This window comes from Terrisporobacter hibernicus (assembly GCF_020809405.1).
GTDB lineage: Bacteria > Bacillota > Clostridia > Peptostreptococcales > Peptostreptococcaceae > Terrisporobacter > Terrisporobacter petrolearius.
The window spans coordinates 1,185,406-1,201,090 of the sequence record NZ_CP081135.1; the positions used below are offsets into that span (position 1 = coordinate 1,185,406).

Consider the following 15,685-nt stretch of genomic DNA (forward strand, 5'->3'; position numbering starts at 1 on the left):
ATTCAATTTAATGTTTCTATGATGATATTATACTAATATAATAAATGGTTTGTACATATCACTTAAACTATTCCCAAATATTGGCTGATACATGTAGTTTCTTTACAATTAAAAAAGGTATTGAATCTTAATGCTAAAAACATCTCAATACAATACCTTTTATTCTTTTAAATTCTATTTTTATTCAACTGTAACTGACTTAGCTAAGTTTCTAGGCTTATCTATGTCACACCCTCTCATTTGGGCTACATGATATGAAAGTAGCTGCATTGGTACAACAGCTGTTATACTTGCAAACATATCATCAACTTCTGGTATATATATTACTCTATCAGCTGATTTTTCTACTTCTTTGTTATGCTCTTTAGCTATTGCTATAACTTTAGCTCCTCTAGCTTTAACTTCTTGCATATTTGATAACATCTTTTCAAATAACTGTTCTTGAGTAGCTAAGACTAAAACAGGAGTTCCTTCTTCTATTAAAGCTATTGTTCCATGTTTTAATTCTCCAGCAGCAAAAGCCTCAGCATGCATATAAGATATTTCTTTTATTTTTAAAGAACCTTCCATAGCTAGTGCATAGTCAATTCCTCTACCTAAATAGAACATATCATTTTTATCTTTTATTTCAGTCGCTATTTCTTTTATTAATTCGTCACTTTGTAATACTTTTTCAACTTGTGATGGCATCTCTTTTAATTTATCTATCATTTTAAAGTATTCTTCTTCACTTATAGTTCCTTTTGTCATAGCTAAATTTAATGCTATCATATAAAATGCTGTTAATTGTGTTGTATAAGCTTTTGTAGATGCAACTGCTATTTCTGGCCCTGCCCATGTGTAGAATATATCATCAGACTCCCTAGCTATCGATGAACCAACAACGTTAGTTATTGATAATACTCTAGCACCTTTTGACTTAGCATCTCTAAGTGCTGCTAAAGTATCAGCTGTTTCTCCTGATTGACTTACTATTATTATTAAAGTATTTTCATCTACAAATGGATCACTATATCTAAATTCAGAAGCTATATCAGCTATAACTGGTATTTTAGCAAATTTTTCTATAGCATTTTTTCCAACAAGTCCTGCATGATAAGCAGTACCACAAGCTACTATATAAACTTTGTTTATTTTATCTAAATCTTCTTTAGTTATTTTTATATCGTCTAGTTTTATCTTTCCATCTTCGTCTAATCTTCTAAGAAGTGTATCTTCTACACCTTTTGGTTGTTCGTAGATTTCTTTTGCCATGAAGCTATCAAATCCACCTTTAGATGCTGCTTCCACATCCCAAGTTATTTCACTTACTTCTTTTTCTACTACTTCTTTCTTTTCATTTAAAACAGTTATTTTATTTCCTTCTATATGAACGAATTCACCATTTTCTAAGAAGTAAACATTTCTTGTATATTTTAATATTGCAGGTATATCAGATGCTACCATGTTTTCATCTTCACCTAAACCTACAACTAATGGACTGTCTTTTCTAACTGCAACTAGTTCATTTACATTGTCAGCACATACTACACCTAGAGCATATGCTCCTCTGAATCTTTCAGTTGCTTTATATACTGCTTCTAAAAGATTTCCTTCATAGTATTTACTTACCATGTGAGCTACTATTTCTGTATCTGTTTGAGATAAGAATTTAACTCCTTCAGATTCTAATTCAGCTTTTAATTCAAGGTAGTTTTCTATTATACCATTGTGAACAACAGCTATAGTTCTATCCATATTGTAATGAGGATGTGAGTTTACATCTGATGGTTCTCCATGAGTTGCCCATCTTGTATGCCCTATTCCTAAATGTCCATCAATAGGATTTTTTTGCAAGTCTTCAGCAAGTATTGCAAGTCTTCCTTTGAACTTTCTTATTTCTAATTCGTCACCAGTATTTACGGCAACACCTGCAGAGTCATATCCTCTGTACTCTAATTTTGACAGACCTTCTATTAAAACTTCTGTTGCCTGTCTTTTTCCTAAATATCCAACTATTCCACACATATTATGTGTTCTCCTAAAAATATTATTTTATATATTTTTAGAGTTAGGTCATGAAAAAGCTTACTTTGGTTTTCCTTTGTCCACAGAATCACTTCTATGATTTGAGAAAACCTTAACGATGGTAAACACACCGCAGAGCATCCGCCGAAAAATCGATTAACTCTGTCCTCGTCAACTTAACCCCCAATACTACTAATAAAAATTATATTATTGTTAAGTTCTGGCGCTTAATATTTATATTTGACCTTACTCTTAGTTAAACTAATTTTAAAATAGATTTTTTTAAAATTAAATTAACTATATTATTTTATAAGTACGATACTAATATATAATAAAGGCTATGTCAATCTATATAAATAATCCTGCTCATCATATTTTTTTATCACTTTGCATAATTCCTTCATTTTACTTTATCTCAAGCCATATCTTATATATATAATTAATTTTATTTTTTAATTAGAAGCATACAAAAAAATCGCCTAAAATATTTTTAGACGATTAATATCCTTTTTTATTTATTATTTGCTTCCTACATAATCTTTCATAGAATTTTTAATTGTATATGGTAAATATCTAATTATTAATACTGCTAATAAGCATGTACCTACTTTATCAATTAAATTATTACCTACTTTTGCAATAAATGATGCTGCAAATATACTACTACCACTACTTCTTAACCACATAACAATTACATCAGATGCTGTGCCTGTCAAACCTCCGTAAATCGCAACCCCTATTGGAGTCCCTATTAATGGACAGACTATACTAAGAATTAATCCTGTTATAAATGCAGTTACATATGTAAATTTAAATCTTTTTGCTACAAATCCTACTATTAGAGCCACTGCAACATTGACTAATAAGAATGGAATATCTTTTATACTATACATAAATCCTGTTATTATATTTGTTAATGCTCCTACTATTACACCAGGAATTGGTCCCATAAGTGCTGCAGTTATAACTGTTCCTAGTGTATCCAAATAGAATGGCAACTTAAGTGCACTTGTAGCTATTCCAAGTACTATATTAACTGCTATTGCTAAGCCACAAAAAGTTATCATTCTTGACTTATTACTATTCATGATATCATCTCCCTTTTATTATATTTCAGTTGAATTATATCATGATTTTATTGAAGTTCAAGAGAATCGATATCATATATATAAAAATACAATATTGCTTATTAATTATAATTTTTTTAAATGAATAACTTCATCTTTTAATGTTCTAATTGGTATTTTTATATTATGAGCATCCAATAATTTTTTTAATTCTTCTATAAATATGCCTGATTCATTTTCTAAAGATATACTTTCTATTTTTTTATTTAATGATGCACATCCTCCAAGCTCCCCTCCATAATTACCTTTGCAAGTAAAATTATATCCACAACTAGGGCTGCCATCTATGGCAACAATACCCATTATTTCAAATTTTTCTTTATTTGTATAATACTCTATTAATTGTTCTATTATAGGCTTTAATAGATTATTACAATGACTTTTAAAAAATGGATTATCAAATTGACTTTTTTCATGTCCCCAACGTTTTGAACCATACATTGTAAACTCTGGACATGGTAATTGTAATAACTCTATATCTTTTGTTAAAACTTCATTTAATAATTTTTTTCTCAAATTATTTTCTTCGTTAATTTCTTTGATATTATATCCTTCAACTTTTGATGCTCTATTTAAAATACAATGTGTTACAGCTAAAATTCTTTTCATAATTACTCCTTATTTTATCTATCAATTATTATATATTAAAAAGCCATGGCAATTTATTTTTACCATAGCTTTATCTAAAATTCTAAATTATTTTACATCATAAAGAAAAAGTATGCTAATAAAATAATACCAAGGATTATTCTATACCATCCAAATACTTTAAAGTCATGTTTTTTAATATATCCCATAAGGAATTTGATTGCCCAAACAGATACTACAAATGATACTACAGTACCAGCACCTAATACAATTAATTCAAAACTCGTAAATGCAAATCCAAATTTTAATAGCTTAAGTAAACTTGCACCAAACATTACTGGTATAGCTAAAAAGAATGTAAACTCTGCTGCTATTTCTCTTGATACACCTATTAATAATGCTCCCACTATTGTTGCCCCTGAACGAGATGTCCCTGGAAAAACTGCGGCTATTAATTGGAATAATCCTATGATTATAGCCATTTTATATGTAAGTTGATTCATGTTTGTAACTTTAGGTCTTGTACCTTTGTTATGATTTTCAACTACTATAAATAAAATACCAAATATGATAAGCATAGTAGCTACTGTTTGGAAATTATAAAATAGCGCATTTATTTGATCATCCCATAGTAATCCAATTACTGCTGCAGGAATACAAGCAATTACTATTTTAATCCACATAATAATTATGTCTTTTTGTACAAATGGTTTTCTATCAAATTTAAAAGGAAAAATCTTTTTCCAATATAAAATTACAACAGCCATTATGGCACCAAGCTGTATAACTACAAAGAACATTTCTTTGAAAGCTGGCGACATACCTAATTGTAGAAATTCATCAACTAATATCATATGGCCTGTACTACTTACTGGAAGCCACTCTGTAATTCCTTCAATAATTCCCAATATGATGGCTTTAAATATTTCTATCCATTCCATGTTTTCACCTCATTTATATTTTCTTTATTTGAATAAAAAAAATCCTAATTAATATTAGGTCCTTTTCTAGTATACCATATAAAGTATGACTTAGCCTCATAATTTTATACTTACCATTTTGTAATAAATTCACAAAATAGTAAGTATAAAAATTTAATTACTTTAAAATATCCTCTAAAACTACCCTTATTTAAAAAAAGTTATCTAAAATATTTCAGATAACTTTTTTCCTATATTAGGTAGTTTCTATGCTATTTTTTCTGAATTTCCTTTGTTACTTTTAAGTCTCGGAAGACCAAATCCTATAGCAACTATACCACACACAAACATTAATATTGGATAGTGTAAGTAACCAATTATTGCAAATGGTGATATACCAGCCAAACCTGCTGCTGTTAATAGTTGGGCTCCATAAGGAATTATACCTTGCCATACTGAAGAAAATATATCCAATATACTAGCTGATTTTTTTGAATCTATTTCATATTCATCTGCTATATCTTTAGCTATTGGTCCAGCCATTACTATGGCTATAGTGTTATTTGCAGTACATAAATCTACAATACTAACTAATGCTGCTATTCCAAATTCAGCACCTTTTTTATTTTTAATTTTACTTTGTATAAAATCAAGTACAAAATCAATTCCTCCATTAAACTTAATAAGTTCAACCATTCCTCCAACTACTACAGATATCATACAAAGTTCAAACATTCCCGCCATTCCTTCAGATACAGCTGTTATTACTCCAAATAAATCTAATGATCCTGTTATTATGCCTATTGTTCCTGCAAATATTACTCCTCCACCAAGAAGTAAAAATACATTTGCTCCAAGAATGGCACCAATAAGTACAAATAAATATGGTAAAACTTTTAATAATTCATAATCATACGCTTCATTTGATACGCTTACATATCCTCTACTCATTACAGTTAACAATATTATGGTTACTATTGCTGCTGGCAGCACTATTAAGAAGTTTACTTTAAACTTATCTCTCATTTCACAACCTTGAGTTCTAGTTGCTGCAATTGTTGTATCAGATATCATTGATAAGTTATCACCAAACATCGCACCACCTACGACTGCACCTAAAACTAAAGCTACTGGTATTCCAGTTTTTGAAGCGACTGCTACACCTATTGGTCCTATTGCAGCTATTGTCCCTACTGATGTTCCCATAGATATTGATATAAAACATCCTATAACAAATAATCCTGTAACTAATAAGTTAGCTGGTACTACTGATAAACCTAAATTTACTACTGAATCAGCTCCACCCATGGCTTTTGATACACCACTGAAAGCACCAGCAAATAAGAATATTATAAGCATTAAAATAATATCTTTATTTCCTCCACCTTTACAAAATACGTCTATCTTCTTGTTAAAATCAACTTCTCTATTAAATAAAAATGCTACTGCTGTTGAAATTATAAAAGCTACTAAAGTAGGCATTTTATAAAAATTTCCACTTATAACTCCACTTCCAATAAATAAAACCAAAAATATAACTAGTGGCAATAATGCCAATGCACTACCTTTTTGTCTTTCCTTACTCATAATTATTCTCCCTTCCTTATAATACTTACTATCAGTTTAAATTTTATTTTCCATACTAAAAAAAGCTTGAGAATAATCTCAAGCTTTTATAAACTATGTTATTCCTCATCTTTCAGCCTTCGCTGCAGGATTTAGCACCTTTTTATATATAAATATATATCGGTTGCCGGGTATCATAGGGCCTGTCCCTCCACCACTCTTGATAAGTAAGTAAATATTTATTTTTATTAATTAATATAATACTAGAGTATTTTTTATCTACTGTCAACTTTTTATTATTAAAAAATTCTAATATATCATATTAAGCACAAACTATTTCTCAGGTATATAAATTTGTTTTGAGTCAAATCCTAAATTTTTAAATTTAGAATATAAAAATTCATACTTACTTGGTACAATTTTTATTACATTCATATCAAAAGGTAATTTTGATATATTTTCTACCTTAAGATCTTTTCTACTAAGTACATCTATATATTCATCACACCAAGGTTTTATAATTTTCGCTTCTCCACTTATTTGCAATCCACATAAATTGTTCATACTTTTATAATCTTCATATACACAAAGAGATATTTTATTGTTTTTTGAAAGTCCTATAAACTTTAAACCGCCTTCACTAATTATATAAATATTTCCATCATAATACTCATATTCTAAAGGTGTCGCTCTTACAAAGTCTCCATATCCAGTAGCAAGTGTACATGTGTTTTTATTTATAAGAAAAGCTTCAATTTCTTTTTTGGTTATATTAACCGGAGGTATAAACTTAGGTGTATTAAAATATTCCCTTAAGTCTTTACCCAATTCCAAGGCTTTTTTCTCATCATATTCACCTAAGTCACCAAATGGTATCCCCACTTTGGAACAAAATGACTTTATCTTTTCCTTATCATCAGTATTAAGCTTATTTATAAACATTTCACCCTTTATAAACTCGCAAAAAATATTTTCATTATTTACAATTTTTTTCAATTTAGCAATTTCATTTAATCCATCTGGTTTATTTAGTCCTATACATACTAAGGCTACTCTTTTCTTACTAAAGTCTATTTTGTTTTCTTCTATATATTTCAAAATTTTTTCGCAACTATTTTGTCCATACAAAGAAAACACTAAGACAATGTTAGAATAATACTTAATATCACTTGGTGCATCAATAATGTCAAAAGATTTTGCTGGGCCTAATATTGGACATACAGTATTTGCAATAACCTTTCCTGTTCCATACTTACTTTCATATAAAATAAGAGTAACATTCATTTTATCCACCTCTTCATAATAAATCTTATTATTTGACATTTATTTTTTAGGAATAGTTTTCACATCTTCCTTTCTTCTATTGTTACACTTTTTATGACCCCTGTCTATCAAATGAGTAAATAGCTTATATTTTTATGATTTTTATATTTTTTTTAATAATAAAAAAAGGAATTATTAAGATTTACTTAATAATTCCAATATGTACTTTTTCTTTTCGATGATTATAAAACTCTTCTTGCATTTACATAAGTATTTACATAGTACGAACTATTCATATCGTTTATAACAACTTTTCCTTGCCCAGATGCAGCATGAATTAATTGTCCATTTCCTATGTAGATACCAACGTGAGTAACCCCACCATTATTTGAACCAACAGTATCAAAGAATACTAAATCTCCAGCTTTTAAATTACTTCTACTTACATAAGTTCCATAGTGACTTTGTAAAGATGATGTTCTTGGTAATGTTATTCCAGCAGCATTTTTAAATACATAGTATGTAAACCCTGAACAGTCGAATCCACTAGGTCCTTGAGCACCCCATACATAAGGCTTTCCTAATAATTTTTTTGCATAAGAAATTACCTTACTTGCTGAAGTACTAGTTGATGTATTAGAATCTGAAGAACCTCCAGAAGATGGTTTTGTGCTAGTTAGATATGTACTAGACACATATCCTGTTATACTTCCACTAGTTATTTTTGACCATCCATTGTTAGTTGATTTTACAGTTACTTTTGTTCCATGATTTAATGTAGTAATTACTGAGTAGCTTGTTCCTGCTCCTCTTCTTACATTTAATCCAGGTTTTGAGTCTACATATTTAGTAGTTGATGTTTCATTATTAGAATCATTTCCAGTACTTGGCTTATTGCTACTTAAATATGCACTAGAAACATATCCTGTTACACTTCCACTAGTTATTTTTGACCATCCGTTGCTAGTTGATTTTACAGTTACTTTTGTTCCATGACTTAATGTAGTAATTACTGAGTAGCTTGTTCCTGCTCCTTTTCTTACATTTAGTCCAACACTTGCATCCACATATTTTGTAATTGATGTTTCATTACTATCATTATCTGAACTTGGTGCTTTACTGCTTAAATATTGATTTGAAACATATCCTGTTATACTTCCACTAGAAATTTTTGACCAATCGCCACTTGTAGTTATTACTTTAACTTTAGTTCCATTAGTTAATGTTGCTATCTTAGCATAGCTAGTTGATGGCCCTTTTCTTACATTTAATCCAGCTGAAGTATCAACATATTTCTCACTTGATGAAGCTGATGTTCCACTTGATATATAATCCTTATGAACATAACCTGTTTTTGAGTTATATTTTATTTTTCTCCAACTACCATTTGAACCTAAGTAAGTAACAGTTTTTCCTTTTTCTATTTTACCCATAGAATCATACTCTTTGCTTGGTCCAGTTCTAAAGTTTACTCTTCCTGTTATTGTTCTTGTATCATCTGCATGAGAGTTCGTTACATCTGCCATTGGTGCTACTAGCGCTGTAGCTAGCATACCAGCCATTACATATTTTTTATTTATACTCATATTTAATCGATTTTACAATTTATAAATTGTAATTTCTATCCCCCTTCCAATATGTAACATATTTGAAACATATTTACTTGGTATTAATACTATTATTACATTTTTACATTAGTTTGTCTATATTTCGACAGTAAAAAAAATACATTTTTGTAACTTTTTCGTAACTTTTTCCTTTCGAAATTGTAATTTATTCCCTAATTTAATTTTAATCAATATGTTTTGTGGAAATCAATGGTTTTTATAGTATTTTTTACATTTATTTTCAAAAAAATAAATGGTGACTCTTAACAGATATCACCATTTTATTTATAATAAATTTATTTGTTATTATAATTGAGCTTCTATTTTTGCTTTTATATGTTCTTTTGGAAGGAAACCTACCATTTTATCTGCTACTTCTCCATCTTTGAATATTATCATTGTTGGAACAGTTGTTATTGCATATCTTCTTGCAACATCTAATGCTTGATCCACATCAACTTTGAAGAAGTTAGCTGTATTCATTTCTCCACTTAATTCTTCAAATACAGGAGCTAACATTTTGCAAGGTCCACACCAAGTTGCAAAAAAATCTACTACGCATACTCCATTTTCTATTGATGTATTAAAATTATCGTTATTAAGTATTTGTGCCATTAAAATATCCTCCATATTTTTCTATATTTTGTTTGTCATTTATATTTTATTACAATAACAAATTTATATCTATATTATTATTAATATATATACCCATTTTTCACATAAATACACATTTTTAAATTATATAAATAAATTTAAATTTGATTCTTCTGTCGCTCCTAAATAAGATGCAACTCCTCCTATTTCTACACCATTAATAAATTCTTCTGCTTTTATACCCATAAGTTCCATACTCATGGAGCAAGCCACAACTTTTACACCCATATCCATTGCATTTTTTATTAATGTATCAATATCATCCACATTATGCTTTTTCATAATTTGTTTTATCATCTTAGGTCCCATACCACCCATATTCATTTGTGATAAAGGTAATTTATCTGTATTTGATGGTAACATCATATCAAACATTTTCTCCATAGCATCTTTTGAAACAGATGGCTTGTCTTTACTTTTTAAGATATTAAGTCCCCAAAACGTAAAGAACATAGTAACTGGTTTTCCCATAGATGCAGCTCCTGTTGCTATTATAAATGATGCAATTGCTTTATCTAAATCACCACTAAATACTACCATTGTAGCTCCATCTTTTTCATTATTACTTAAAGAGCAAGAAGGATTTACTTTTACATCTTTACTTCCTTTTTGTATATAAGCCACAAAAGCTTTTTTATTCTTGTCAAATTCAGATTTTAATAAAGTATTTCCTGTTTTATCACACCATGAATCAATGTCTTTTGTAAAACCAGGATCACTGGCTTTAACTTCTAGTATTTGATTTTCTTCCATTTTATTAATTTCTTCAAATACTCTTCTTATTGGACCAGGGCATTGAAGCCCACAAGCATCTAAAGTAACATGAGCATCTACACTTTCCTTGTTAAAATCATTTTTACTCATTTCTTTTCGCCCATTATTTTTACTGATATTTTGATTATTTAAAGCTTTTTCTGCTTTTTTAACAGCTAAATATGTTTTTATTCCACCATCAATATTTGCACAATCAAAACCATTTTGGGATAATATTCTACAAGCAATATATCCTCTTAGCCCTACTTGACATGTGACATAAATCATTTTATTTTTAGGTATTTCATTTAGTCTATGTCTTAAAACTGTTAAAGGTATATTAATAGAATTTTCTATTACTCCTGTAGCTAATTCAAATTCTTCTCTTATATCTATAATTATAGAATTATTATTATCTAATTTATCAACTTCATACCATTGAATAACATTTACGTTTTTTTCAATTATATTTTCAGCGTAATATCCTAACATATTTACAGGATCTTTTGCTGAATTGTATGGTGGAGCGTAGCATACTTCCACATCTTGCAAATCATATATATTAAGATTGCCTTTTATTGCAGTAGCTATTATATCAATTCTTTTTTCTACTCCATTTATTCCTACACCTTGTGCTCCAAATATTTTTCCATCCTTAGGGCCAAATGTCATTTTATAAGATATTGGAAAAGCCCCAGGATAATATGATGCACTTGATGAAGGATGAATATGAATTACTTCATAGTTAATTCCTAACTTTTTCAAAGTCTTTTCATTATTTCCTGTTGTAGCTACAGTATAGTCAAAAACCTTTGCCACAGATGATCCAAGACTACCTTTATACTCTGATTTTTTGCCACAAATATTGTCTGCAACTATTCTTCCTTGTCTATTTGCTGGCCAAGCTAAAGGAATCATTGTAGGTTTTTTATTTACAAAATCCATAATCTCTACAGCATCACCTAGTGCATAAATATTATTATCTGATGTTTTCATATACTTATCAACTACTATAGCTCCTCGTTGATTTAGCTTAAGACCACATTCCTTTGCAATATTTGTTTCTGGCTTCACACCTATAGATAAAATTATCATATCTGTATTTATTTCTTTTCCACTTGCTAATACTATCTTTTTACCATTGTTTTCAAAAGAATTTACGCCATCTTTTAGGATAACTTGTATGCCTTTATCTACAATATGTTCATGAATTATACTTGCCATTTCTATATCTAGCGGTGCCATAACTTGTTCACTTGCTTCTACTAATGTAAGGTTCAACCCTAAATCATACAAGTTTTCTAACATTTCAAGCCCAATAAATCCTCCGCCAACTACAGTTACATGCTTTGGTTTGTTTTCATTTATAAAATTCTTAATTTTATCTGTATCTGGTATATTTCTCAAAATAAATAAATTATCACAATCATTAATTCCTGAAATTGGAGGCTTAATAGGGCTCGCTCCTGGAGATAGAACTAAGTTATCATAATTTTCTTCATAAATTTCATTTGTTTTATGATTTTTAACTGTTACTGTTTTATTTTTCTTATCTATTTTAACAACTTCACTAAAATTTCTTATATCTATATTGAACTTATTACTCATAGATTCTACACTTGTAACTATTAGCTTTTCTCTTTCACTTATTGTCCCTCCAATATGATATGGAAGCCCACAGTTGGCAAAAGAAATATACTCTCCTTTTTCAAACATTATAATATTTGCATGTTCATCTAATCTTCTAAGTCTAGCTGCTGTGGATGCACCACCTGCTACACCACCAACTATAATTATCTTCTTACTCATTATAAAACCCCCTACTTTTTATAAATAATACTTAGTACTTACAATATATAGGAATAAATTTTTTTAGACTGTAACATTGTCACATAAAACGAATTTTTTTATTTTATTATCATTTAGATTGCAAATAATAATAAGTGGGTAATTATTTTATAAATAGATTTATATATGCAATTAATATATTAATAAAATTGTGAAATAATATTTAAAGGAGACCTTTCAATGAAGATATATGAAGATATAAATTCGCTAGAACTAAATAATATGATAAATAATAAAGAAAAACTCATATTACTTGATGTTAGAACAGAAGCAGAATATAATACTAGCCGCATCCCTAATGCTATAAATATTCCTATAAGTGATTTAGATTTGCAAATAGATCACTTATTACCTTATAAAGATGAAAAAGTTATTATTTACTGCCGCTCAGGGAAAAGAAGTGTTTATGCTGCCCATTTATTATATGAATACGGATTTAAACATTTATACAATTTAACACAAGGTATTATTGGACATTTGAATTATTTATAAAAATAAAAATACCCACCTTATATATGAAGTGGGTATTTTATTATAAATTTCTTAAGTATTTCTTAATATTTATAAGATTATTAATAGTATTTAAAATTTGTTATATAATAATTATAAGGTTACATATACTCTATTCGAAGGAATAAATTCACATAATTAAAAGAAAAGGAGAATTGACATGAGAAGAATATCTTTGTTTATTGTTATTAATGCAATATCTTTATTTATAATTTCAAATTTAATGTCTAGCGTATATATAGGCTCTTTATCAGCTTTAATAATGCTTACTATAATTTTTGGCTGCCTTAACTTAATAGTAAAACCCATTATACAATTTTTCTCACTCCCTATAACTATTTTAACTTTAGGATTATTTTCATTAGTTATTAATGGTATAGTTTTATACTTAGCTTTTTCTATAGTCCCAGGTGCAGAACTTAACGGGATCTTAAATTCCATTTGGGCTGCCATATTATTATCTATAGCCAATTCCGTATTGTATAATATTTTTGATTAACAACATCATTGAATTATGTTTTATTGTAATAAAAAATCTGTAAAGATATTTTCTTTACAGATTTTTTTATTTAATCTAGCTCAAGCATTTCGCCTTTTATAGAATATATTATCATTTCGCAAATATTTGTTACATGATCTCCTATCCTTTCTAAAAATCGTCCAACTAGCAACAACCTTACAGCCTGAGGTATATTTCTTTCATCTCTTTTCATTGCAGAAATACAATCTATATATACTTCATTATATAAATCGTCTATTATATCGTCTTGCAAAGCCGTCTTATGAGCCAGTTTTACATCACTATTTATAAAAGCAACTTTTGCACTTTTTAACATATCCATACTTACTCTTTTCATTTTAGGTATATCTATCAACTCTTCAACGTACTCATCTTCACCTATTTTAATTGTTTCCATGGCAATATTAACAGCATAGTCACCAATTCTTTCAAGCTCAGTAGACATAGTACTAAGTGCGTATATAGTTCTTAAGTCTTTTGCCATTGGTTGCCTAAGGGCAATTAATTCAATAATTTGCTCTCTTATATATGTTCTCAAATTATCTATATCATCATCTAAACCTATTATTTCTTTAGATTTTTCTATATTTTTTTCAACCATTGCATTTACAGATTCTTCAACAATATTTTCACACTTATCCATCATTTCTATGGCAATATCTTTTAAACAATTTATACTTAAACCTAAGTTATTATCATTTTTTTTCATGTTAACACCCCTTATTTTTATCCAAATCTACCTGTAATATAGTCTTCCGTTCTTTTATCTTTAGGATTTGTAAATACTGTTTTTGTGTTATCAAATTCTACTAAATCACCACTTAGAAAAAATGCTGTTTTATCAGAAATTCTTGCTGCTTGTTGCATATTATGAGTTACTATTACCACTGTAAACTTTTCCTTTATTTCTTCTATAAGCTCTTCTACTTTTAGTGTGGAAATAGGATCTAGGGCTGAAGTTGGCTCATCCATAAGTATAACTTCAGGCTTAAGTGCAATGGTTCTGGCTATACAAATACGTTGCTGTTGACCTCCAGACAGTCCAAGAGCTGAAGATTTGAGTCTATCTTTAACTTCATCCCAAATAGCCGCACCTTTTAAACTTTCTTCAACGATTTTATCCAGTTGTTTTTTGTCTTTTATACCATGTGCTCTTGGACCATATGCCACATTATCATAAATACTCATTGGAAATGGATTTGGTTTTTGAAATACCATTCCCACCTTCGTTCTAAGCTCTATGACATCGTCATCTTTATAAATATCTACTCCATCTAACTTAATTTCTCCATTTATTTTCACATTATCAATAAGATCATTCATTCTGTTTAGAGTTCTTAGAAATGTAGATTTTCCACATCCCGATGGACCAATTAAAGCAGTTACTTCGTTAGCTTCTATATCTATATTTATATTTTTTAAAGCTTTATTATCACCATAAAATAATTCTAAATTTCTTACACTTATTTTAATATTTTGTGACATTTTAACACCTCTCTTTAGTAATTAGCTTTGTTAAATTTCTTACTTATTAATTTAGCAATATAATTTAGAGCTAGTATTATTACTATTAAAATTATTCCCACTGCACAAGCCTGATTTATATCTCCATTTTCCTTAGTTACTAAATATGCTTGTACTGTTAAAGTTCTTGCACTATCAAATAATGAGTAAGGCATTTGTGCCACAGTTCCTGCTGTAAGCAATATAGCCGCCGATTCTCCTATAACTCTACCCATGGCTAAGATTACCCCAGACAAAATCCCTGGTATTGCACTTGGAATAATAATTTTATATAAAGTTTGAAACTTTGTTGCACCCAATCCTAAAGACGCTTCTCTATAACTGTCAGGTACAGTTTTTAAGGACTCTTCTGTAGTTCTAATTATAATGGGTAGAATTATAATAGACACAGTAAGAGCTCCTGATAATATGGAATAAGAATAATTAAGAGCTACTACAAAAAAAATTCCTCCGAATAATCCATAAACTATGGATGGTATTCCTGATAAACTTTCTGTAGCAAATCTAATTATTTTAACTATCTTTCCTTGTTTAGCATATTCTTGCAGATATACTGCTGATAATATTCCAATAGGAGTTGCTATTAATATGGATAATAATACTACATATAATGTAGTTACAATCATTGGCTTAATTCCACCGCCACTAGAAGAATAATTTGCAAATATAAAGGATGGACTAATCAATTTTATACCATTTAAAAATATGAAGCCTACTATTAATATAAGAACACTTACTGTAAATATTGCACTCAAATATACTAAAGCATTCAATATGTTATCTTTAGTTTTATTCATA

General features: G+C 28.8%; 14 protein-coding genes and 1 riboswitch. Of the genes, 2 read left to right on the plus strand and 12 right to left on the minus strand.

Going from position 1 to position 15,685, the window contains the following annotated elements; all coding sequences use genetic code 11:
- Window positions 1–180: 180 nt before the first annotated feature.
- The 9 genes from glmS to JW646_RS05730 form a co-directional block, all read right to left on the minus strand.
- Window positions 181–2,007: a glutamine--fructose-6-phosphate transaminase (isomerizing) gene (glmS, locus tag JW646_RS05690; RefSeq protein WP_228416878.1), complete on the minus strand. Its 1,827-nt coding sequence runs from the start codon at window positions 2,005–2,007 to the stop codon at window positions 181–183.
- A gap of 518 nt (window positions 2,008–2,525) precedes the next feature.
- Entirely contained in the window at window positions 2,526–3,095 is a 570-nt protein-coding gene (locus tag JW646_RS05695) for a CD3073 family putative ECF transporter S component (protein ID WP_148557359.1), read from the minus strand.
- 105 nt (window positions 3,096–3,200) lie between these two features.
- Window positions 3,201–3,743, minus strand: coding sequence for a CD3072 family TudS-related putative desulfidase (locus tag JW646_RS05700; protein WP_228416879.1), 543 nt, complete (start codon window positions 3,741–3,743; stop codon window positions 3,201–3,203).
- Window positions 3,744–3,835: 92 nt separating this feature from the next.
- Window positions 3,836–4,663 carry an undecaprenyl-diphosphate phosphatase gene (locus tag JW646_RS05705; protein WP_074919192.1) on the minus strand — a complete coding sequence of 276 codons (828 nt, stop codon included), beginning with the start codon at window positions 4,661–4,663 and terminating at the stop codon, window positions 3,836–3,838.
- Window positions 4,664–4,909: 246 nt separating this feature from the next.
- Window positions 4,910–6,229, minus strand: coding sequence for a Na+/H+ antiporter NhaC family protein (locus tag JW646_RS05710; protein WP_074919194.1), 1,320 nt, complete (start codon window positions 6,227–6,229; stop codon window positions 4,910–4,912).
- Window positions 6,230–6,331: 102 nt separating this feature from the next.
- A riboswitch (SAM riboswitch) is annotated at window positions 6,332–6,438 on the minus strand.
- Between the two features lie 103 nt (window positions 6,439–6,541).
- On the minus strand, window positions 6,542–7,531 hold the full coding sequence (locus JW646_RS05715) for a flavodoxin domain-containing protein (protein WP_228416880.1): 990 nt from the start codon (window positions 7,529–7,531) through the stop codon (window positions 6,542–6,544).
- Between the two features lie 182 nt (window positions 7,532–7,713).
- The gene (locus JW646_RS05720; RefSeq protein ID WP_228416881.1) at window positions 7,714–9,057 is read right to left on the minus strand and encodes a C40 family peptidase; all 1,344 of its coding nucleotides are present in this window, start codon (window positions 9,055–9,057) and stop codon (window positions 7,714–7,716) included.
- Window positions 9,058–9,384: 327 nt separating this feature from the next.
- Window positions 9,385–9,693 carry a thioredoxin gene (trxA, locus tag JW646_RS05725; RefSeq protein WP_074919200.1) on the minus strand — a complete coding sequence of 103 codons (309 nt, stop codon included), beginning with the start codon at window positions 9,691–9,693 and terminating at the stop codon, window positions 9,385–9,387.
- Between the two features lie 123 nt (window positions 9,694–9,816).
- The gene (locus JW646_RS05730) at window positions 9,817–12,294 is read right to left on the minus strand and encodes a CoA-disulfide reductase (protein WP_228416882.1); all 2,478 of its coding nucleotides are present in this window, start codon (window positions 12,292–12,294) and stop codon (window positions 9,817–9,819) included.
- Between the two features lie 219 nt (window positions 12,295–12,513).
- Between JW646_RS05730 and JW646_RS05735 the strand changes: the two genes are divergently transcribed.
- Both JW646_RS05735 and JW646_RS20290 read left to right on the plus strand, forming a co-directional pair.
- Entirely contained in the window at window positions 12,514–12,825 is a 312-nt protein-coding gene (locus JW646_RS05735) for a rhodanese-like domain-containing protein (protein WP_228416883.1), read from the plus strand.
- A gap of 241 nt (window positions 12,826–13,066) precedes the next feature.
- The gene (locus JW646_RS20290) at window positions 13,067–13,342 is read left to right on the plus strand and encodes a phage holin family protein (protein ID WP_234873726.1); all 276 of its coding nucleotides are present in this window, start codon (window positions 13,067–13,069) and stop codon (window positions 13,340–13,342) included.
- Window positions 13,343–13,412: 70 nt separating this feature from the next.
- Here JW646_RS20290 and phoU read toward each other — a convergent pair whose 3' ends face one another.
- From phoU to pstA, 3 genes are read right to left on the minus strand one after another with little or no spacing between them, the layout of a single operon-like run.
- Window positions 13,413–14,072: a phosphate signaling complex protein PhoU gene (gene phoU / locus JW646_RS05745; RefSeq protein ID WP_228416884.1), complete on the minus strand. Its 660-nt coding sequence runs from the start codon at window positions 14,070–14,072 to the stop codon at window positions 13,413–13,415.
- Between the two features lie 17 nt (window positions 14,073–14,089).
- A complete protein-coding gene (gene pstB / locus JW646_RS05750) occupies window positions 14,090–14,848 on the minus strand; it encodes a phosphate ABC transporter ATP-binding protein PstB (protein ID WP_228416885.1) in 759 nt (252 codons plus the stop codon).
- A gap of 14 nt (window positions 14,849–14,862) precedes the next feature.
- Entirely contained in the window at window positions 14,863–15,684 is an 822-nt protein-coding gene (pstA, locus tag JW646_RS05755; protein ID WP_228416886.1) for a phosphate ABC transporter permease PstA, read from the minus strand.
- Window position 15,685 lies beyond the last annotated feature (1 nt).

Excerpts from the sequence above, each read along its gene's own strand:
- glmS (WP_228416878.1), bottom strand. The coding sequence starts at position 2,007 with ATGTGTGGAATAGTTGGATATTTAGGAAAAAGACAGGCAACAGAAGTT.
- JW646_RS05695 (WP_148557359.1), bottom strand. The coding sequence starts at position 3,095 with ATGAATAGTAATAAGTCAAGAATGATAACTTTTTGTGGCTTAGCAATA.
- JW646_RS05700 (WP_228416879.1), bottom strand. The coding sequence starts at position 3,743 with ATGAAAAGAATTTTAGCTGTAACACATTGTATTTTAAATAGAGCATCA.
- JW646_RS05705 (WP_074919192.1), bottom strand. The coding sequence starts at position 4,663 with ATGGAATGGATAGAAATATTTAAAGCCATCATATTGGGAATTATTGAA.
- JW646_RS05710 (WP_074919194.1), bottom strand. The coding sequence starts at position 6,229 with ATGAGTAAGGAAAGACAAAAAGGTAGTGCATTGGCATTATTGCCACTA.
- JW646_RS05715 (WP_228416880.1), bottom strand. The coding sequence starts at position 7,531 with ATGTCAAATAATAAGATTTATTATGAAGAGGTGGATAAAATGAATGTT.
- JW646_RS05720 (WP_228416881.1), bottom strand. The coding sequence starts at position 9,057 with ATGAGTATAAATAAAAAATATGTAATGGCTGGTATGCTAGCTACAGCG.
- trxA (WP_074919200.1), bottom strand. The coding sequence starts at position 9,693 with ATGGCACAAATACTTAATAACGATAATTTTAATACATCAATAGAAAAT.
- JW646_RS05730 (WP_228416882.1), bottom strand. The coding sequence starts at position 12,294 with ATGAGTAAGAAGATAATTATAGTTGGTGGTGTAGCAGGTGGTGCATCC.
- JW646_RS05735 (WP_228416883.1), top strand. The coding sequence starts at position 12,514 with ATGAAGATATATGAAGATATAAATTCGCTAGAACTAAATAATATGATA.
- JW646_RS20290 (WP_234873726.1), top strand. The coding sequence starts at position 13,067 with ATGTCTAGCGTATATATAGGCTCTTTATCAGCTTTAATAATGCTTACT.
- phoU (WP_228416884.1), bottom strand. The coding sequence starts at position 14,072 with ATGAAAAAAAATGATAATAACTTAGGTTTAAGTATAAATTGTTTAAAA.
- pstB (WP_228416885.1), bottom strand. The coding sequence starts at position 14,848 with ATGTCACAAAATATTAAAATAAGTGTAAGAAATTTAGAATTATTTTAT.
- pstA (WP_228416886.1), bottom strand. The coding sequence starts at position 15,684 with ATGAATAAAACTAAAGATAACATATTGAATGCTTTAGTATATTTGAGT.